The sequence below is a fragment of the Pseudomonas sp. TSRC2-2 genome (assembly GCF_049897785.1).
Taxonomy (GTDB): Bacteria; Pseudomonadota; Gammaproteobacteria; order Pseudomonadales; family Pseudomonadaceae; genus Aquipseudomonas.
Map to the genome: position 1 here is coordinate 94,504 of NZ_JAFCWZ010000015.1, position 18,024 is coordinate 112,527.

The following is an 18,024-nucleotide window of genomic DNA, read 5'->3' on the forward strand; positions in this document are numbered from 1 at the left end:
TGTGTTCCACACCTGACCTCTGTGGGAGCGGGCTTGCCCGCGAAGAGGCCAGTGTTGTCACCGCAAAATCAGCCGATACAAAAAAGCCCCCGGACAACAGCATTGTCCGGGGGCTTTTTGTTGGGCGCGAACCCTGATTACTTCTTCAAACCATAGTGCTCATCGAGCATGCCCGGTGAATTTGGCGATTTCGGTGCGTAATCACGCGGCGGTTCCTGATCGCGCGGTGGCGTCAGGCGTTCGCGTGGTGCCTGCGCCGCGTCGGCGTGCAGGGCGGCGATCAGGCGCTGGCGGGTCTGCTCGTCCAGGGCCAGACGATTGGCGCCCTCGGCGAGGTGGTCCTGCACTTCCTGATAGCTCTGGGTCAGCTTCTTGACCAGCATCGCGGTGCTGTTGAAGTGGGTGACCACTTCGTTCTGATAACTGTCGAAACGCTCCTGGATATCATCCAGTTGACGCTGCGTACGGCTCGGTGCGGCGTTCGGCGCAACGCGCGCGATCAGGAATCCAATGGCGACACCCACAACCAGGGCAAGAGTCGGTAACAACCAAACTAAGAGCGAGTGTTCCACGAGTCCTTCCTCTATAAACGGCTTTGCTTTACGTTAACGGCTCGAACCTGCGCTGTATACCGCGATTCACTCGCAATAGATCGGCACAGACAATTTGCTAGACGAGTCGACCCGATTCGAGGTCACGGAGTTCCTCCCTTGCTGATGCGCGAAACCCCTGTAGTGATTGACGGCCCGGTGGGTCAACTGGAGTCCCTGTACCTGGATAACGAGCAGCCGCGCGGCATCGCGCTGATCTGCCATCCGAACCCGGTGCAGGGCGGCACCATGCTCAACAAGGTGGTCTCGACCCTGCAGCGCACCGCGCGCGATGCAGGCCTGATCACCTTGCGCTTCAACTATCGCGGCGTCGGCGCCAGCCAGGGCACGCACGACATGGGCACCGGTGAGGTCGACGACGCTCAGGCCGCCGCCACATGGCTGCGCGAAAAACACCCGAACCTGCCGCTGACCCTGTTCGGTTTCTCCTTCGGCGGATTTGTTGCAGCAAGTCTCGGCGGCCGTCTCGAAGCACAGGGCGTGCAGACTCAGCATCTGTTCATGGTTGCCCCGGCGGTGATGCGTCTGGGCGAGCAGGATCAACTGCCGCAGCACGGCGCATTGACCGTGATCCAGCCGGAAACCGACGAAGTCATCGATCCGCAACTGGTCTACCAATGGTCGGAACAACTCCAGCGCCCCCATGAGCTGCTGAAAGTGGCAGAATGCGGACACTTTTTTCACGGCAAGCTGACCGATCTCAAGGATCTGCTGCTGCCGCGTATCTCGAATTGATTGCAGTCTGACAAGCGATTACCCATGACCAACCGTACCCGCATTCTCACCGGCATTACCACCACCGGCACGCCGCACCTGGGCAACTACGCCGGCGCCATCCGCCCGGCAATCCTTGCCAGCCGCGACAGCCAGGCCGATTCGTTCTACTTCCTGGCCGATTACCACGCTTTGATCAAATGCGATGACCCGCTGCGCATCCAGCGCTCGCGTCTGGAAATCGCCGCGACCTGGCTGGCCGGTGGCCTCGATGTCGATCGCGTGACCTTCTACCGCCAGTCCGATATCCCGGAAATCCCCGAGCTGACCTGGCTGCTGACCTGCGTCGCGGCCAAAGGTCTGCTCAACCGTGCGCACGCCTACAAGGCCTCGGTGGACAAGAACGTCGAAACCGGCGAAGACCCGGACGCCGGTATCACCATGGGCCTCTACAGCTACCCGGTGCTGATGGCCGCAGACATCCTGATGTTCAACGCGCACAATGTGCCGGTCGGTCGCGATCAGATTCAGCACGTGGAAATGGCCCGAGACATCGGCCAGCGTTTCAACCACCTCTTCGGCCAAGGCAAAGAATTCTTCACCATGCCCGAAGCGCTGATCGAAGAAAGCGTGGCGACGTTGCCGGGCCTCGACGGTCGCAAGATGTCGAAGAGCTACGACAACACCATCCCGCTGTTCTCCAGCGCCAAGGAGATGAAGGACGCGATCTCGCGGATCGTCACCGACTCCAAGGCCCCGGGCGAAGCCAAGGATCCGGACAACTCGCACTTGTTCACGCTGTTCCAGGCCTTCGCTACCCCGGCGCAGGCTGACGAATTCCGCAGCGAACTGCTCGGTGGTCTGGGTTGGGGCGAGGCGAAGAATCGTCTGTTCCAGTTGCTCGACAGCGATCTGGGCGAGGCGCGCGAGAAATATCACCAGTTGATCGAGCGCCCGGCGGACCTGGAAGACATTCTGCAGATCGGCGCAAAGAAGGCCCGCGCCGTGGCCACGCCGTTCCTCAATGAATTGCGCGAAGCCGTTGGCCTGCGTTCTTTCGTCAATCAGGTTCAGGTCGCCGCGACCACCAAAAAGAAGGCCGCGAAAGCCGCGCGTTTCGTCAGCTTCCGCGAAGCTGACGGCAGCTTCCGTTTCCGTCTGTTGGCGGCTGATGGCGAGCAACTGTTGCTGTCGCGCAACTTCGCTGACGGCAAAACTGCCGGGCAGGTGACCAAGCAGCTGCAGTCCGGTGAGCCGCTGGACGTGCGTACTGAAGAACTGAGCTTCAGCGTCTGGCTGGCGGGTGAGTGCGTCGGCGACAGCCCGGCGTTCGCCGACGCGGCTGCGCGGGACGCGGCCATTGCGGCACTGCGCGTCGCGCTGACTCCAGCTCAGGACTGATCGGCGGCACGACCCGACCAAGGGCCGATTGCCATTCCTGCGGGCCGTCGCTACAGTGACGGCCCGTTTTTGTTGCCTTGCTAACGAATTATGACGCCCCTAGAACGATATCAAGCTGATCTGAAACGCCCGGACTTCTTCCATGACGCCGCGCAGGAAACTGCTGTGCGTCACCTGCAGCGTCTGTACGACGACTTGATCGCCGCCGACCAGAACAAGCCGGGATTTCTCGGCAAGCTGTTTGGCAAAAAGGATCAGGCACCGGTCAAGGGCCTGTATTTCTGGGGCGGCGTCGGTCGCGGCAAGACTTACCTGGTCGACACGTTCTTCGAAGCGCTGCCGTTCAAGGAAAAGACCCGCACCCACTTCCACCGTTTCATGAAGCGTGTGCACGAAGAGATGAAAACCCTCGGCGGCGAGAAAAACCCGCTGACCATCATCGCCAAGCGCTTCGCGACCGAGTCGCGGGTGATCTGCTTCGATGAGTTCTTCGTCTCCGACATCACCGACGCGATGATCCTCGGCACCTTAATGGAAGAGCTGTTCAAGAATGGCGTGACCCTGGTTGCGACCTCGAACATCGTCCCGGACGGTCTGTACAAGGACGGTCTGCAACGTGCGCGTTTCCTGCCTGCCATCGCGCTGATCAAGCAGAACACCGAGATCGTCAACGTCGACAGCGGCGTCGATTATCGTCTGCGTCACCTCGAGCAAGCCGAGCTGTTCCACTATCCGCTCGACGAAGCCGCTCACGAAAGCCTGCGCAAGAGCTTCAAGGCGCTGACACCGGAGTGCACCGCGGCGGTGGAAAATGATGTGCTGATCATCGAAAACCGCGAAATCCGTGCGCTGCGCACTTGCGACGACGTGGCCTGGTTCGACTTCCGCGAACTGTGCGACGGCCCGCGCAGCCAGAACGACTACATCGAACTGGGCAAGATCTTCCACGCCGTGCTGCTCAGCGGCGTCGAGCAGATGAGCGTCACCACCGACGACATCGCCCGGCGCTTCATCAACATGGTCGACGAGTTCTACGACCGCAACGTCAAACTGATCATTTCTGCCGAAGTCGAGCTGAAGGATCTTTACACTGGCGGCCGCCTGACGTTCGAGTTCCAGCGCACGCTGAGCCGACTGCTGGAGATGCAATCTCACGAGTTTCTGTCGCGGGCGCACAAGCCTTAAACAGCCTCGCATTACAAAAAAAGGGCCTGCGATTGCGGGCCCTTTTTTGTACTCGGTTTTTATCCGGCCGCGCGCCAACTGATCGTTCCCACGCTCCGCGTGGGAATGCATCCCGTGACGCTCCGCGTCACTTGCGAAGCGGACGCAGAGCGTCCGATGGCGGCATTCCCACGCAGAGCGTGGGAACGATCATCATGTGTACAGAGGGCTACGCAGCCTGCTGGAACTGCTGCCGATACTGGTTCGGCGACAGTTCGGTGTGCTGGCGGAACAATCGTGCGAAGAAACTCGCATCGTCGTAACCGACCTCATAGCTGATGGTCTTGATGCTCTTGCGCGTGCCGGAGAGCAAACCCTTGGCGGTCTCGATGCGCAGGCGCTGCAAGTAATGCAGTGGCTTGTCGCCGGTGGCGGTCTGGAAGCGGCGCATGAAGTTGCGGATGCTCATTCCATGCTCGCGAGCGACGTCTTCGAAGCGAAACTTGTCGGCGAAATGCTCTTCGAGCCAGTGCTGGATCTGCAGGATGATGACGTCCTGGTGCAGCTTTTGCCCGCCGAAGCCGATACGCCCCGGCGAGTAACTGCGCTGCACCTCGTACAGGATGTCGCGGGCCACGGCCTGCGCTACGTTCGAGCCGCAGAAGCGTTCGATCAGATAGATATAGAGATCGCAGGCTGAGGTGGTGCCGCCGGCACAGTAGAGGTTGTCGGCATCGGTCAGGTGCTTGTCCTGATTCAGATAGACCTTGGGGAAGCGCTCTGCGAAGGCATTGAAGAAGCGCCAATAGGTGGTCGCTTCCTTGCCATTGAGCAGCCCGGCTTCGGCAAGCCAGAACACCCCAGTGGCTTCGCCGCACAACACCGCGCCGCGCGCATGCTGTTCGCGCAGCCACGGCAGGATTTGCGGGTAACGGCCGCACAGCGTATCGAAATCGTCCCAGAACGCCGGGAGGATGATCACATCGGCGTTTTCCAGGCCGCCGTCGACCGGCATGACTACATCGCTGAAGCTTTTCACCGGTTTGCCATCGGGGCTGACCAGGCGCGTTTCGAACGCCGGCGTCAGGCCATGGCCCAGTTGTTTGCCGTAACGCAGGCTGGCCACGTGGAAAAAATCCTTGGCCTGCATGAGGGTGTAAGCGAAAACCCGGTCGATAGCCAGGATGCTGACGCGCCGCAAGGGCGGGGAGACGTGCTTGGACATAATTCAACTTTTGTTTTGTTTTTATAAGGGAAAGTGGCCACCAGACGGCTGGATCGTCTTATTTTTTGTCGGATGTGTCCAGTGTCCCGTAGCAGGAGTCGGGCTTAGTCTCTGAGAGCCTTATCCCTCCAACAACAAAGAAAGGTGCCGCATGATCCCCAGAACCCTGTTCAGTTCCGAGCACGAATTGTTCCGCGACAGCGTACGAACTTTCCTCGAAAAAGAAGCTGTGCCGTATCACGCGCAGTGGGAGAAGCAGGGGTACATCGATCGCGCACTCTGGAACAAAGCGGGGGAGGCCGGGATGCTCTGTTCGCATTTGCCGGAGGAGTACGGCGGGCTGGGCGCGGACTTCCTCTACAGCGCCGTGGTGATTGAAGAGGTCGGGCGTCTCGGGCTGACCGGCATCGGGTTTTCGCTGCATTCGGACATCGTCGCGCCGTACATCCTGCATTACGGCAGCGAGGCGCTGAAGCACAAATACTTGCCTAAACTGGCCTCGGGCGAAGTGGTCACAGCGATTGCCATGACCGAGCCTGGCGCTGGTTCCGACCTGCAAGGCGTGAAAACCACGGCGGTGCTGGACGGTGACGAATATGTGATCAACGGCTCGAAAACCTTCATCACCAACGGCTTCCTGGCTGACCTGGTGATCGTGGTGGCCAAGACCGACCCGAAGGCTGGGGCCAAGGGTACCAGCCTGTTTCTGGTGGAGGCGAATACGCCGGGCTTCGAGAAGGGCAAGCGCCTGGAAAAGGTCGGCATGAAAGCGCAGGACACTTCGGAACTATTCTTCCAGGACGTGCGCGTGCCGAAGGAAAACCTTCTCGGCCAGGCGGGTGCCGGGTTTGCGTATCTGATGCAGGAGTTGCCGCAAGAGCGACTGACCGTGGCCATCGGCGGGCTGGCCTCGGCCGAGGCGGCGCTGCAATGGACGCTGGATTACACCCGTGATCGCAAGGCGTTCGGCAAGGCGATTGCCGATTTCCAGAATACCCGCTTCAAACTGGCCGAAATGGCTACCGAGATTCAGATCGGCCGGGTCTTCGTCGACCGCTGCCTGGAGCTGCACCTGCAGGGCAAACTCGATGTGCCGACAGCGGCGATGGCCAAGTATTGGGGCACCGACCTGCAATGCAAAGTACTCGACGAGTGTGTGCAACTGCATGGCGGTTACGGCTTCATGTGGGAATACCCGGTCGCCCGGGCGTGGGCGGATGCACGGGTACAGCGGATTTATGCCGGCACCAACGAAATCATGAAGGAGATTATTGCGCGGTCGCTCTGAGAGGCATGATCGTTCCCACGCTCTGCGTGGCAATGCCGCCGGGGACGCTCCGCGTTCCGCTGTGGATGTGACGCGGAGCGTCACGGGAAAAATTCCCACGCGGAGCGTGGGAACGATCAGACGGGACGGTTGGGCGGTGGGTCAAGGCGCGGGATTCGGATGATCCTTGTGAATCGCCTCAATCCCGGCCAGCACTTCATCAGACAGTTTCAGATCAAAACTGGCAATGTTGCTGTCCAGCTGTTCCAGCGTCGTCGCGCCGATGATGTTGCTGGTGACGAAGGGTTGCTGGGTCACAAAGGCCAGGGCCATTTGCGCCGGATCCAGACCATGTTCACGGGCCAGCGCAACGTAACGGCTGCACGCCGCCTCCGATTGTGGGTTGAAATAGCGGCTGAAGCGGCTGTAGAGACTCAGGCGGCCTTTCGGTGGCCGGGCGCCGCCTTCGTACTTGCCGGAAAGAAAGCCGAACGCCAGCGGCGAATAGGCCAGCAGGCCGCACTGTTCGCGAATGGCGATTTCCGCCAGCCCCACTTCGAAGCTGCGATTGAGCAGGTTGTACGGGTTCTGGATCGACACCGCACGCGGCCAGCCACGGGCTTCGGCCAGCGCGAGAAAACGCATGGTGCCCCACGGCGTCTCGTTGGACAGGCCGATGTGGCGGATTTTGCCGGCCTTCACCTGCTCGTCAAGAGCCTCGAGGGTATCTTCGAGTGGGGTCAGGTTGGCTTCGATCTTGTGCTTGTAGCCCAACTGGCCGAAAAAATTGGTGCTGCGCTCCGGCCAGTGCAACTGGTACAGGTCGATGTAATCGGTCTGCAGGCGCTTGAGGCTGCCGTCCAGCGCTTCAGTGATGTGCTGGCGGTTGTGGCGCAGGTTTTTATCGCGGATGTAGTCGATGGTGTTGCCGGGGCCGGCGATCTTGCTGGCAAGGATCCAGTTGGCACGGTCGCCGCGACTCTTGAAGTAATTGCCGATGTAGCGCTCGGTAGTGGCGTAGGTTTCGGCTTTTGGCGGTACCGGGTACATCTCGGCGGTGTCGATGAAATTGATCCCGGCTTCCTTGGCCCGCTCGATCTGGGCGAAGGCTTCAGCTTCAGTGTTTTGCTCGCCCCAGGTCATGGTGCCGAGGCAGATTGCGCTCACGTTCAGGTCGGTACGGCCTAGCTGGCGATAGTCCATCGGGTGCTCCTTGGGCAAAACAATCATAAAAGCAGGTTGAAAAAATTTTCGCAATCTGCATAATTGCCGACCTCTTTCTGCAGTGGAAGTGATGCGCCGCCGCCGAAGAATCTTGCCGTTGAACGGACGCGCCGACCCGAGCCCCCGAAAGCGTCTGTATCCGGCTGCCTTTGACTTGTCAAAGTACGCACTATTCAGTAAGATCCGCCGTCTTATTTACAGGCGGCCCCTGAGGCTATAAAGAATGAAAACTTTTACTGCTAAACCGGAAACAGTAAAGCGCGACTGGTTTGTCGTCGACGCTGCTGGTCAGACCCTGGGTCGTCTGGCCACCGAAATCGCGAGCCGTCTGCGTGGCAAGCACAAGCCTGAGTACACTCCTCACGTTGACACCGGCGACTACATCGTCGTCATCAACGCCGAGCAGATCCGTGTTACCGGCGCTAAAACCACTGACAAAATGTACTACTCCCACTCCGGTTTCCCGGGCGGCATCAAGTCGATCAACTTTGAAAAGCTGATCGCCAAAGCCCCTGAGCGCGTGATCGAGACCGCGGTTAAAGGCATGCTGCCTAAAAACCCACTGGGTCGCGACATGTACCGTAAGCTGAAAGTCTATGCGGGCGCTGCACACCCTCATACTGCTCAGCAGCCCCAAGAACTGAAGATTTAACGGAATAGTTCATTATGTCGGCGACTCAAAATTACGGCACTGGCCGTCGCAAGACCGCAACCGCACGCGTTTTCCTGCGTCCGGGTACTGGTAACATCTCCATCAACAACCGTTCGCTGGATAACTTCTTCGGCCGCGAAACTGCCCGCATGGTAGTTCGTCAGCCGCTGGAGCTGACCGAGACTGTCGAGAAGTTCGACATCTACGTCACCGTGATCGGCGGTGGTGTAAGTGGTCAGGCTGGCGCAATCCGCCACGGCATCACTCGTGCTCTGATGGACTACGACGAAACCCTGCGTAGCGCTCTGCGCAAAGCTGGCTTCGTTACCCGCGACGCCCGTGAAGTTGAACGTAAGAAAGTGGGTCTGCGTAAAGCGCGTAAGCGTCCGCAGTACTCGAAGCGTTAATTCCGCTTCCACGTTCAAAAAAGAACGCCCGCCTCCTCACGGAAGCGGGCGTTTTTTTATGCCTGCGATTTATCAAAGAATTGCGTTGTGACAACTTGCCACAGCCGTAGACCCCCTATACTCCAAGGCTTAAGGGGCTTAGCCCCAGGGAATTAACCTTGTCAGAATTGGGGGTTTTCATTACCATTCGGGCAAAATTTTTATAAGTAACATTTGATTTATTTAGTAGACGCCTGATTTAACAGGCCAAAAAAGCTGATGGGAGAGGACTGAATGAGCAATGACGGCGTGAATGCAGGCCGGCGTCGCTTCTTGGTGGCAGCCACATCCGTGGTGGGTGCTGCAGGAGCGGTGGGGGCTGCGGTCCCGTTCGTGGGGTCATGGTTTCCCAGTGCCAAGGCAAAAGCTGCCGGTGCACCGGTGAAAGTGAATGTCAGCAAAATCGAGCCAGGCCAGCAGATGATTGCTGAGTGGCGCGGCCAGCCGGTATTCATTGTCCGCCGTACTGAGGAAATCCTGGGGAATCTCAAGAAGATCGAGGGCCAGCTCTCTGATCCGACTTCCAAAAACTCCACACAACCCACTTATGTCGACCCTGAAGTACGCTCGATCAAGCCGGAAATTCTGCTGCTGATCGGGATCTGTACCCACCTGGGTTGCTCACCGACCTTCCGTCCCGAAGTGGCACCTGCTGATCTGGGCAAAGACTGGGTAGGCGGTTATTTCTGCCCTTGTCACGGTTCCCACTACGATCTGGCTGGCCGCGTCTACAAGTCGCAACCTGCGCCCTTGAACCTGCCAGTTCCCCCGCATTCCTATGAGACTGATGACCTGATTGTCATTGGCGTCGATACGGAGAAAGCGTGATGAGCAAGTTCATGGACTGGGTTGATGCGCGCTTTCCCGCGACCAAAATGTGGGAAGACCATCTCAGCAAGTATTACGCTCCAAAAAACTTCAACTTCTTCTATTTCTTCGGTTCCCTGGCGCTGCTGGTGCTGGTCAATCAGATCGTCACCGGTGTCTGGCTGACCATGAGCTACACGCCGTCGGCAGAAGAGGCTTTCGCTTCCGTCGAATACATCATGCGCGACGTCGAGTACGGCTCGATCCTGCGTCTGCTGCACTCGACTGGCGCCTCGGCGTTCTTCATTGTTGTGTACCTGCACATGTTCCGTGGCTTGCTCTACGGTTCGTATCAAAAGCCGCGCGAGCTGGTCTGGGTGTTCGGCATGCTGATTTACCTGGCGCTGATGGCCGAAGCATTCATGGGTTACCTGCTGCCGTGGGGCCAGATGTCCTACTGGGGTGCCCAAGTGATCATCTCGCTGTTCGGTGCGATTCCGCTGATCGGCGATGACCTGACCCAGTGGATTCGTGGTGACTACCTGATTTCCGGAATCACCCTGAACCGCTTTTTCGCCTTGCACGTTGTTGCGCTGCCGATCGTGATCCTTGGTCTGGTGGTGCTGCACATTCTGGCGCTGCACGAAGTGGGTTCGAACAACCCTGACGGCGTTGATATCAAGAAGCACAAAGACGAAAACGGTATTCCCCTGGACGGCATCGCATTCCACCCGTACTACACGGTGAAGGATATTGTCGGCGTCGTGGTGTTCCTGTTCATTTTCTGCTTCATTGTGTTCTTCTTCCCGGAAATGGGCGGCTACTTCCTCGAAAAGCCTAACTTCGAGCCGGCTAACCCGTTCAAGACTCCTGAGCATATTGCTCCGGTCTGGTACTTCACACCGTTCTACGCAATCCTGCGCGCGGTGCCGGACAAACTCATGGGCGTAATTGCCATGGGCGCGGCCATTGCGGTGCTCTTCGTGCTGCCGTGGCTGGATCGCAGTCCGGTCAAGTCGATGCGCTACAAGGGCTGGCTGAGCAAGATCTGGCTGGTGGTGTTCTGCATTTCCTTCGTGATCCTGGGTGTGCTCGGTGTGCTTGCGCCGACGCCGGGGCGCACGTTGCTGTCGCAGGTCTGCACCTTCCTGTACTTCGCCTACTTCATTCTGATGCCGTTCTACACCCGGCTCGAGAAGACCAAACCGGTTCCGGAAAGGGTGACTGGCTGATGAAAAAGTTATTTTTTGCTCTGATTTTTGCTGCGCTGCCTGCCCTGTCTTTTGCCGCCGGGGGGCATGGTCCGGAACTGGAAAGTGTCGATATCGACGTCTCCGACAAAGCTGCCCTGCAGGATGGTGCGCGGACCTTTGCCAACTATTGCATGGGTTGCCACAGCGCCAAGTTCCAGCGTTACGAGCGCGTTGCCGATGACCTCGGCATACCGCACGAATTGATGCTGGAGAAGCTTGTATTCACGGGCGCCAAGATCGGTGACCACATGAACATCGGCATGCAGCCGGCCGACGCGAAAACGTGGTTTGGCGCGGCGCCGCCGGATCTGACCCTCGTAGCACGCGTGCGCGGCACCGACTGGCTCTACGGTTACCTGAAGTCGTTCTACGAAGATCCGGCGCGTCCTTGGGGCGTCAACAACAAGGTCTTCCCGAACGTCGGCATGCCGAACGTACTGGTTGGCCTGCAGGGTCGCCAGGTTGTCGGCTGCAAGCAGGTGCAGATCGTCGAGGACGGCAAGAAGCAATACGATCCACTGACCGGCACGCCGCTGACTCATGAAGCGTGCGATCAGTTGACCATCGTGCCCAAGTCCGGTGCTCTGAACGAAGAGCAGTTCGATGAGAAGGTCAAGAATCTGGTAACCTTCCTGGCTTACTCGGCTAACCCGGTTAAGCTGCAACATCAGCGCATCGGTACTTATGTCTTGCTGTACCTGGCGTTCTTCTTCGTGTTCGCCTACCTGCTCAAGCGTGAATACTGGAAAGACGTGCACTGATACGCTTCAAGCATTGCTGTTAATCGCGCGCGCCCAAGGGCGCCTCCGCTAAAGCAGGGTCTGCTCGGTCAGACCCTGCAGGAGGTGCCCTCTGGGCGCGCGCGTTTTTCCGGTTCCGACAAATTCAACAAGCGAGGAGGATCGCCATGGGCGTGACCAATCGGTTGGCCTGTTACTCCGACCCCGCCGACCACTATTCCCACCGAGTGCGCATCGTGCTTGCAGAGAAGGGTGTCAGCGCCGAAATCATTTACGTGGAAGCCGGCCGGCAGCCGCCTAAACTGATTGAGGTGAACCCTTACGGCAGTCTGCCGACGCTGGTCGATCGTGACCTGGCGTTGTGGGAGTCGACCGTGGTGATGGAGTATCTGGATGAGCGTTACCCGCATCCGCCGCTGATGCCGGTTTATCCGGTGGCGCGAGCCAACAGCCGTCTGCTGATTCACAGGATTCAGCGTGACTGGTGCGGACTGGTGGATCTGATTCTGGATCCCAAGAGCAAAGAGGCCGCACGGGTCGTGGCGCGCAAGGAATTGCGCGAAAGCCTGACCGGCGTTTCGCCGCTGTTCGCCGACAAGCCGTTCTTCCTCAGTGAGGAACAAAGTCTGGTGGATTGCTGCCTATTACCCATACTCTGGCGTTTGCCGATTCTGGGTATTGAACTGCCGCGGCCGGCCAAGCCGCTGCTTGATTATATGGAGCGTCAGTTTGCGCGTGAGGCTTTCCAGGCGAGTCTGTCTGGTGTCGAACGCGATATGCGCTAAGGCTTAAGGAGCCGCTATGAACTCCAGTCGACCTTATCTGGTCCGCGCGCTCTACGAGTGGATTGTGGATAACGATTGCACACCGCACATGCTGGTCAACTCCGAGTACCCGGCGGTGCAGGTGCCGCAGGGTTTTGCCAGCGACGGCCAGATCGTCCTGAACATCTCGCCGAGTGCCGTGCGTCATCTGCACATGGACAACGACGTGGTGACATTCGAAGGCCGCTTCGGCGGTGTTCCGCACAGCCTCTATGTGCCGATCAGCGCGATTCTGGGTATCTACGCCCGGGAGAACGGCCAGGGGATGGTGTTTGACCTCGAGTTGCCGATGGATGACGAGGAAGACATTGATCCGGATGACGACTCGCCGCCTCCGGGCAGCGAGCCGCCGCGCCCAAGTGGCCGGCCGAGTTTGAAAGTTGTGAAATAAAAAAAGGCGATCCGGTTGGATCGCCTTTTTTGTGTCTGCTTTGGCCGGGTAGGAGCTGCCGAAGGCTGTTTTTAGAAGCACAAGATCAAGAGATCGCAGCCTCGTTGCACTCGTCAGCTCCTACACAGCTCCTGCGTAATCAGGTCAGTCGATGTATTCGAACAGTTTCACGATTTTCTGCACACCGGACACGCCCTGAACCAGGTTGGTCGCCTGATTGGCTTCCTGTTTGGTCAGCAGGCCCAGCAGATAGACGATGCCGTTTTCGGTCACGACTTTGATGCGCGAGCCAGGGATGCTGGCGTCAGTGAGCATCTGCGTCTTGATCTTGGTGGTCAGCCACGCGTCGTTCTGGCGAGCGAGCAGGGAGGACGGTTGCAGCACTTGCAGTTCGTTATGCACCTTCTTTACGCGCTGGACGTTGGCGGCGGCCTGTTCGGCCTTGGCCTTGAGGTCTTCGCGTGGCGTCTGGCCGGCAAGCAATACCACGCCGTTGAAGCTGGTGATGACAATGTGCGAGTCGTTGTCCAGAGCCGGGTCGGCCTTGGCGATGTTCACGCCTGCTTTGGTTTCGATCAGCGAATCGTCGATCTTGCTGCCAAAGGTGCGCGTGCCACGGTCGTCTTCGATCGGCGCTTCACGGCTGGCATTCACCACCGAGGTGCAGCCGCTGATGCCGAGGCACAAGGTCAAGGCCAGAAGGCCAAGGCGATTAGGGGTCATTCTTCACTCCCGAACAGTTGGCTGTCGATCAGATCGCAAAGGCAATGGATCGCCAGCAAGTGGACTTCCTGAATACGTGCAGTGACGTTGGCCGGTACGCGAATCTCCACGTCCTCGGGCAACAGCAGCGACGCCATGCCGCCGCCATCGCGTCCGGTCAAAGCTACGACAATCATTTCGCGATCATGTGCGGCCTGGATCGCTTGAATAATGTTCGCCGAGTTGCCGCTGGTCGAAATCGCCAGCAACACATCGCCCGGCTGACCGAGCGCGCGGATCTGTTTGGAGAACACTTCGTTGTAGCTGTAATCGTTGGCGATCGAAGTGATCGTAGAAGTGTCGGTGGTCAGCGCAATCGCCGGCAGGCTCGGGCGTTCGCGCTCGAAGCGGTTGAGCAGTTCCGAGGAAAAATGCTGGGCGTCGCCGGCCGAGCCACCGTTGCCACAAGAGAGCATTTTGCCTTCGTTGAGCAGGGCGTTGACCATGATCTGGCTGGCTTGCTCGATGTGCGGTGCAAGTACGTCCATCGCCTGTTGCTTGGTGTCGATACTGGCCTGGAAAAGCTGGCGAATTCGGGATTGCATGTCCATCTGTGTGACCTTAAGTGGCGCGGCTGTTCGGCACGTGAATGTGCAGCCCGCAAAGCAAAGAGCAAAATGTGTCGGACGAAAACGGGGCAGGGTGCAGGCGATCAACTGTCGAAAGCATTCTGCAACCAGTTCAGCTGATTCGGGCGGCTGTCGATCGCCACCACATCGAAGCGGCAGGGGGAATTGGCCCAACGCGACTCGCGCTGAAGAAAATACTGTGCTGCAAAGATCAGTTTCTGCTGCTTGCGCTCGTCGATACTGGCGAGCGCGCCACCCCATTGAGTGTTTTTTCTGTAGCGAACTTCAACGAATACTACTGTATCGCCATCAAGCATGACCAGATCAAGCTCGCCGCGTTTGCATAACCAGTTTTGCGCCAGCAGGCGCAGCCCCTGTTGTTGCAGATGTTCGAGCGCCTGGCGCTCGGCATCCTTGCCGCTTTGCGAGCGTGACCTGTCGGGCATCAGCGTGGGGTGTCCGGCAGACGCTGCACCTGACCGCTGACAAACTGCGCCCACGGCAGCTGGCGCACAACGCGCTGGGTCTGGGTCATGCCAAGGCTGCCCGACTGACCTTCGATGCGGCTGTCCGGCAGGGCTTTGAGTTGACCCAGGCGCGGTGCCAGGCGATAGGCATCGGCGCCCATGGCGTAGAGGCGACCGAGGCTGCCGTTGGCTTGCGGCCATTGCGCAGCGACTTGCTGGCGCAGCGGATCGCTGGTTTCCAGCAGCCAGGGTGTTTCGCAGAAGCGAATGCCGTTCATGTCGTTGTACTGGTTGACGTCGCCGCTGGCACTGTACACATGGGAAGTCGCGTAGACCGGAACATCACCGGCGTACTGGAAGTTCAGGGTCGGCTTGATCTGCTGGGCCTGTTGCGGTGTGGCGGCCAGGAAAATGAATTCGATGTCCTGGCGGCGTGAAGGCTGGGCTGCGACGTTGGTACCAGCAACGTTCTGCAGGCTCTTGGCGCGGGCTTCGCTCTGACGCAACTGGAACATGTCGGCAATCTGCTGCGCCAGTTGCACCGGCTGATCAACTCGCTCGGTGGCAACGATGCTGCCGCCATTGGCCTGCCAGTCCTGGCTGAAGGCGCGCAGCACGCGATCACCCCATTCGCCTTTCGGCACCATGATCGCGGCGCGATGCAAGCCATCGGCACGGGCGCGGCGCGAGACTTCCCGAGCTTCGTCTTCAGCAGCGAGACCGAACTGGAACAATTGCGCCGGGCCTTGCTCGCCTTCGCTGTAGTTCAGCGCCAGGGTGGTGATCGGCAATTGCGGACGGGTGCTTAATTGCTTGACCAGTGGTTTTTCCAGCGGGCCGACCACCAGCTGCACGCCGTCAGCCTGAGCCTTGCGATAGAACTCGTCCATCGAGGTCAGTTTCGAGCTGTCGTAAAACTCAATCGCTGGCGGATTCTGACCGGCCTGTTGCGCTTGATAATGCGCCGCCATGAAGCCTTCGCGCAGCGCTTTGCCAACCGACGCCAACTGGCCGTCTTGTGGCAGCAGCAGGACGATTTTGCCCAGCGGCTGGCTGGCCAGTTCCTTGAGTTTGGTCAGCGGCAGCGGCAGGTTGATCGCTGCCGGGTGCTTTGGATTCTGCGCGCGCCAGTTGTCGATCGCAGCTTGCTGCTGCTCCAGCGTGCCTGCGGTTTTCACTGCTTGCGCCAGTGCCATCCAGCCGCCGAGATCATCGGTGGTGTTCGGTTGCAGCTGATCGGTTGGCAGCGAGGCGATCAGGGTCCAGATCGCTTCGTGGTTCTTGCTCGCGGCTTCGCCTTCCAGCATTGGTGCGATGAACACACGTTCGCGAGCAGCCGCCAATGTCTGACCGTCGGCTTCCAGGGCGCGGGCATGAACGGTGCCGGTGCGCACTTGCTGCTCTTGCGGCATTTCACCGAGCTTTTGGAAGCTTGGATGGCTCAGGGCAGTTAGCGCAGCTTTCGGCTGATTGCGCGTCATGGCCAGTTCGGCGGACAGCGTATTGGCGAAAATCTGCTGGCCTGGCTTGAGTTGCTCGATCGGCACTTGTTGCAGGATTTGCGCGGACTGGCCGGCATTGCCTTGGCGGTAAGCCTGGTCTGCCGCGCTCAGGCGCAACAGGGCGGCTTGTTCCGGGGTTTTAGCCTGGGCAGCCTGTTCGAGCAGTTGCTCGATGCTGGCGTCCGGAGTCCGTGGAAGTTCGCCAAGGCTGGAGGAAGGGGAGCTGGCACACGCGGCCAACAGGGCAGCGAGGCAGAGGGCAGTGAACAGCCGCAGGCAAGCGATCATGTAAGTGTTCCTGATACTCGATCAAATTAGCGTGGAATTGTACCCAAGCACTGGCCGGGGCGCGATGTTAGTGGCGTGAATCGATCAATTTAGCTGGAGTAAATGTTGCGGCAGCGCACAACCGTGCGAAAAACCTCCCTCGGCTTGAGCGCATCGCCAGCCTCGTGACGCGCTACAATGGCCGCTTTTACCGATCACGAGGTGTGCGCTTTGACTGCTCCAGGTCCTTTGAATTCCGCTGCTGGCTCGCTTTATGTGGTGGCGACGCCCATCGGCAACCTGGACGACATCAGCGCCCGGGCCCTGAAGATCCTGCGTGAAGTGGCGCTGATTGCCGCCGAAGACACGCGGCACTCGGCGCGCCTGATGCAGCACTTCGGTATCGGCACGCCGCTGGCCGCGTGCCACGAGCACAACGAACGGGATGAGGGTAGTCGCTTTATTACCCGGTTGCTGGCGGGCGACAACGTGGCGCTGATTTCCGATGCCGGTACGCCGCTGATCTCTGATCCGGGTTATCACCTGGTGCGTCAGGCCCGGGCGGCCGGCATCAATGTGGTACCGGTGCCCGGTGCCTGCGCGTTGATCGCGGCGCTATCGGCGGCGGGGTTGCCGTCCGACCGTTTTATTTTCGAAGGTTTCCTGCCGGCCAAGTCGGTCGGGCGCAAGGCACGTCTGGAAGCGGTTAAAGAAGAACCACGCACGTTGATCTTCTATGAAGCGCCGCATCGCATTCTCGAATGTTTGCAGGATATGGAAGCGGTGTTTGGTGGTGAGCGTCAGGCTTTATTGGCGCGGGAAGTCACTAAAACCTTCGAAACCCTCAAAGGCCTGCCGCTCAGTGAGTTGCGCGCGTTCGTCGAGTCCGACAGCAATCAGCAGCGTGGCGAGTGTGTGGTGCTGGTGGCCGGCTGGACGGCGCCGCAATCAGAAGACGCAGTCAGCAGCGAAGCCATGCGCATCCTCGATCTGCTCCTGGAGGAAATGCCGCTCAAGCGCGCCGCTGCACTGGCAGCGCAAATTACCGGCGAACGCAAAAACGTGCTTTATCAAGTGGCGCTGAATAAGCAGAAAGGCGTGTAAGCCGTCGCCCATGGCGTTCTTGAGGGTTTTAGCGCTTGTTCTTCCGGCGCTCTGCCGTTAACCTTCGCGGCGGAGAGTCGATCGGACAGTCGCTGCCCTCTATGAAAATTAGGGGGGGGAGGAAAGTCCGGGCTCCATAGGGCGAAGTGCCAGGTAATGCCTGGGAGGCGTGAGCCTACGGAAAGTGCCACAGAAAATAACCGCCTAAGCGCGCAAGCGCCGGTAAGGGTGAAAAGGTGCGGTAAGAGCGCACCGCACGTCTGGCAACAGTTCGTGGCTAGGTAAACCCCACTTGGAGCAAGACCAAATAGGGTCCCAAGGCGTGGCCCGCGCTGGGACCGGGTAGGTTGCTAAAGATGTCCAGTGATGGCCATCGTAGACGAATGACTGTTCAAGACAGAACCCGGCTTACAGATCGACTCTCCACCTTTTTCTCTCCCTGCCTGGAACATGGAAGGCGCGGCTGTGTAATATCAGTCGGCCCGGTCTGAAATTCCGGCAGCGGCAAACGCGGTAATAGCCTTTTCCCACCCTGCTTCAATCATCAGCCGAAGCGCCTTTGTAATACCGAAAAAATCTTACTCTTAACAAACTACTTTAACTTTCGAGCGCAGCTTTCAGTGCTGCATCAGGT

The 18,024-nt window shown here is 59.1% G+C and carries 19 protein-coding genes and 1 other RNA gene; 13 read left to right on the forward strand and 7 right to left on the reverse strand.

Going from position 1 to position 18,024, the window contains the following annotated elements:
* Positions 1-137: 137 nt before the first annotated feature.
* Positions 138-572: a YhcB family protein gene (locus ACP7D9_RS26585; RefSeq protein WP_016773251.1), complete on the reverse strand. Its 435-nt coding sequence runs from the start codon at positions 570-572 to the stop codon at positions 138-140.
* A gap of 144 nt (positions 573-716) precedes the next feature.
* On the opposite strand from ACP7D9_RS26585, the gene ACP7D9_RS26590 reads away from it, so the two are divergent.
* From ACP7D9_RS26590 to zapE, 3 genes are all read left to right on the forward strand, one after another.
* Positions 717-1,346 (forward strand): alpha/beta hydrolase, encoded by a 630-nt coding sequence (locus ACP7D9_RS26590; RefSeq protein WP_313000733.1) that lies wholly within the window; start codon positions 717-719, stop codon positions 1,344-1,346.
* Positions 1,347-1,370: 24 nt separating this feature from the next.
* Positions 1,371-2,726 (forward strand): tryptophan--tRNA ligase, encoded by a 1,356-nt coding sequence (locus ACP7D9_RS26595; RefSeq protein ID WP_426160087.1) that lies wholly within the window; start codon positions 1,371-1,373, stop codon positions 2,724-2,726.
* Positions 2,727-2,816: 90 nt separating this feature from the next.
* Positions 2,817-3,911, forward strand: a complete 1,095-nt coding sequence (gene zapE / locus ACP7D9_RS26600) for a cell division protein ZapE (RefSeq protein ID WP_042609744.1) — start codon at positions 2,817-2,819, stop codon at positions 3,909-3,911.
* A gap of 208 nt (positions 3,912-4,119) precedes the next feature.
* On the opposite strand, the gene ACP7D9_RS26605 is transcribed toward zapE, so the two are convergent.
* Positions 4,120-5,016 carry a GlxA family transcriptional regulator gene (locus ACP7D9_RS26605; protein WP_178081235.1) on the reverse strand — a complete coding sequence of 299 codons (897 nt, stop codon included), beginning with the start codon at positions 5,014-5,016 and terminating at the stop codon, positions 4,120-4,122.
* A gap of 250 nt (positions 5,017-5,266) precedes the next feature.
* Between ACP7D9_RS26605 and ACP7D9_RS26610 the strand changes: the two genes are divergently transcribed.
* Positions 5,267-6,403 carry an acyl-CoA dehydrogenase family protein gene (locus ACP7D9_RS26610; RefSeq protein WP_426160088.1) on the forward strand — a complete coding sequence of 379 codons (1,137 nt, stop codon included), beginning with the start codon at positions 5,267-5,269 and terminating at the stop codon, positions 6,401-6,403.
* Between the two features lie 141 nt (positions 6,404-6,544).
* Here ACP7D9_RS26610 and ACP7D9_RS26615 read toward each other — a convergent pair whose 3' ends face one another.
* The gene (locus ACP7D9_RS26615; protein ID WP_426160089.1) at positions 6,545-7,585 is read right to left on the reverse strand and encodes an NADP(H)-dependent aldo-keto reductase; all 1,041 of its coding nucleotides are present in this window, start codon (positions 7,583-7,585) and stop codon (positions 6,545-6,547) included.
* A 244-nt stretch (positions 7,586-7,829) separates the two neighbouring features.
* Here ACP7D9_RS26615 and rplM point away from each other — a divergent pair, with 244 nt between their 5' ends.
* From rplM to ACP7D9_RS26650, 7 genes are all read left to right on the forward strand, one after another.
* Entirely contained in the window at positions 7,830-8,258 is a 429-nt protein-coding gene (gene rplM / locus ACP7D9_RS26620; RefSeq protein ID WP_003228062.1) for a 50S ribosomal protein L13, read from the forward strand.
* A 14-nt stretch (positions 8,259-8,272) separates the two neighbouring features.
* Positions 8,273-8,665, forward strand: a complete 393-nt coding sequence (rpsI, locus tag ACP7D9_RS26625) for a 30S ribosomal protein S9 (protein ID WP_003228056.1) — start codon at positions 8,273-8,275, stop codon at positions 8,663-8,665.
* Between the two features lie 273 nt (positions 8,666-8,938).
* Positions 8,939-9,532, forward strand: a complete 594-nt coding sequence (gene petA / locus ACP7D9_RS26630; RefSeq protein WP_007917031.1) for a ubiquinol-cytochrome c reductase iron-sulfur subunit — start codon at positions 8,939-8,941, stop codon at positions 9,530-9,532.
* Positions 9,532-10,743 carry a cytochrome b gene (locus tag ACP7D9_RS26635; RefSeq protein ID WP_101161950.1) on the forward strand — a complete coding sequence of 404 codons (1,212 nt, stop codon included), beginning with the start codon at positions 9,532-9,534 and terminating at the stop codon, positions 10,741-10,743. The genes petA and ACP7D9_RS26635 overlap by 1 nt, the downstream gene beginning before the upstream one ends.
* Positions 10,743-11,525 carry a cytochrome c1 gene (locus ACP7D9_RS26640; protein WP_101161951.1) on the forward strand — a complete coding sequence of 261 codons (783 nt, stop codon included), beginning with the start codon at positions 10,743-10,745 and terminating at the stop codon, positions 11,523-11,525. The genes ACP7D9_RS26635 and ACP7D9_RS26640 overlap by 1 nt, the downstream gene beginning before the upstream one ends.
* Positions 11,526-11,671: 146 nt before the next feature.
* Positions 11,672-12,289, forward strand: coding sequence for a glutathione S-transferase N-terminal domain-containing protein (locus tag ACP7D9_RS26645; protein WP_007961620.1), 618 nt, complete (start codon positions 11,672-11,674; stop codon positions 12,287-12,289).
* A gap of 16 nt (positions 12,290-12,305) precedes the next feature.
* Entirely contained in the window at positions 12,306-12,719 is a 414-nt protein-coding gene (locus ACP7D9_RS26650) for a ClpXP protease specificity-enhancing factor (protein ID WP_016773263.1), read from the forward strand.
* 144 nt (positions 12,720-12,863) lie between these two features.
* Here the strand turns inward: ACP7D9_RS26650 and ACP7D9_RS26655 are convergent, their stop codons facing one another.
* From ACP7D9_RS26655 to ACP7D9_RS26670, 4 genes are all read right to left on the reverse strand, one after another.
* Positions 12,864-13,442 carry a BON domain-containing protein gene (locus ACP7D9_RS26655; RefSeq protein ID WP_101161952.1) on the reverse strand — a complete coding sequence of 193 codons (579 nt, stop codon included), beginning with the start codon at positions 13,440-13,442 and terminating at the stop codon, positions 12,864-12,866.
* Positions 13,439-14,032 carry a phosphoheptose isomerase gene (locus ACP7D9_RS26660; protein ID WP_008082788.1) on the reverse strand — a complete coding sequence of 198 codons (594 nt, stop codon included), beginning with the start codon at positions 14,030-14,032 and terminating at the stop codon, positions 13,439-13,441. Before ACP7D9_RS26660 ends, ACP7D9_RS26655 begins: the two co-directional genes overlap by 4 nt.
* Before the next feature lie 101 nt (positions 14,033-14,133).
* Positions 14,134-14,496 (reverse strand): YraN family protein, encoded by a 363-nt coding sequence (locus ACP7D9_RS26665; protein WP_206421585.1) that lies wholly within the window; start codon positions 14,494-14,496, stop codon positions 14,134-14,136.
* Complete coding sequence (locus ACP7D9_RS26670) at positions 14,496-16,307, reverse strand: penicillin-binding protein activator (protein WP_426160090.1); 1,812 nt, start codon at positions 16,305-16,307, stop codon at positions 14,496-14,498. The genes ACP7D9_RS26665 and ACP7D9_RS26670 overlap by 1 nt, the downstream gene beginning before the upstream one ends.
* 177 nt (positions 16,308-16,484) lie before the next feature.
* Between ACP7D9_RS26670 and rsmI the strand changes: the two genes are divergently transcribed.
* Both rsmI and rnpB read left to right on the forward strand, forming a co-directional pair.
* Positions 16,485-17,390 (forward strand): 16S rRNA (cytidine(1402)-2'-O)-methyltransferase, encoded by a 906-nt coding sequence (rsmI, locus tag ACP7D9_RS26675; RefSeq protein ID WP_426160091.1) that lies wholly within the window; start codon positions 16,485-16,487, stop codon positions 17,388-17,390.
* A gap of 73 nt (positions 17,391-17,463) precedes the next feature.
* Positions 17,464-17,817, forward strand: an RNA gene (rnpB, locus tag ACP7D9_RS26680) — RNase P RNA component class A.
* Positions 17,818-18,024: the final 207 nt, after the last annotated feature.

Coding starts and splice junctions, on each gene's coding strand:
- rsmI (WP_426160091.1), top strand. CDS start 16,485: ATGGCCGCTTTTACCGATCACGAGGTGTGCGCTTTGACTGCTCCAGGT.
- ACP7D9_RS26665 (WP_206421585.1), bottom strand. CDS start 14,496: ATGCCCGACAGGTCACGCTCGCAAAGCGGCAAGGATGCCGAGCGCCAG.
- rpsI (WP_003228056.1), top strand. CDS start 8,273: ATGTCGGCGACTCAAAATTACGGCACTGGCCGTCGCAAGACCGCAACC.
- ACP7D9_RS26635 (WP_101161950.1), top strand. CDS start 9,532: ATGAGCAAGTTCATGGACTGGGTTGATGCGCGCTTTCCCGCGACCAAA.
- ACP7D9_RS26655 (WP_101161952.1), bottom strand. CDS start 13,442: ATGACCCCTAATCGCCTTGGCCTTCTGGCCTTGACCTTGTGCCTCGGC.
- rplM (WP_003228062.1), top strand. CDS start 7,830: ATGAAAACTTTTACTGCTAAACCGGAAACAGTAAAGCGCGACTGGTTT.
- ACP7D9_RS26615 (WP_426160089.1), bottom strand. CDS start 7,585: ATGGACTATCGCCAGCTAGGCCGTACCGACCTGAACGTGAGCGCAATC.
- ACP7D9_RS26610 (WP_426160088.1), top strand. CDS start 5,267: ATGATCCCCAGAACCCTGTTCAGTTCCGAGCACGAATTGTTCCGCGAC.
- ACP7D9_RS26650 (WP_016773263.1), top strand. CDS start 12,306: ATGAACTCCAGTCGACCTTATCTGGTCCGCGCGCTCTACGAGTGGATT.
- zapE (WP_042609744.1), top strand. CDS start 2,817: ATGACGCCCCTAGAACGATATCAAGCTGATCTGAAACGCCCGGACTTC.
- ACP7D9_RS26670 (WP_426160090.1), bottom strand. CDS start 16,307: ATGATCGCTTGCCTGCGGCTGTTCACTGCCCTCTGCCTCGCTGCCCTG.
- ACP7D9_RS26640 (WP_101161951.1), top strand. CDS start 10,743: ATGAAAAAGTTATTTTTTGCTCTGATTTTTGCTGCGCTGCCTGCCCTG.
- petA (WP_007917031.1), top strand. CDS start 8,939: ATGAGCAATGACGGCGTGAATGCAGGCCGGCGTCGCTTCTTGGTGGCA.
- ACP7D9_RS26590 (WP_313000733.1), top strand. CDS start 717: ATGCGCGAAACCCCTGTAGTGATTGACGGCCCGGTGGGTCAACTGGAG.
- ACP7D9_RS26645 (WP_007961620.1), top strand. CDS start 11,672: ATGGGCGTGACCAATCGGTTGGCCTGTTACTCCGACCCCGCCGACCAC.
- ACP7D9_RS26595 (WP_426160087.1), top strand. CDS start 1,371: ATGACCAACCGTACCCGCATTCTCACCGGCATTACCACCACCGGCACG.
- ACP7D9_RS26660 (WP_008082788.1), bottom strand. CDS start 14,032: ATGGACATGCAATCCCGAATTCGCCAGCTTTTCCAGGCCAGTATCGAC.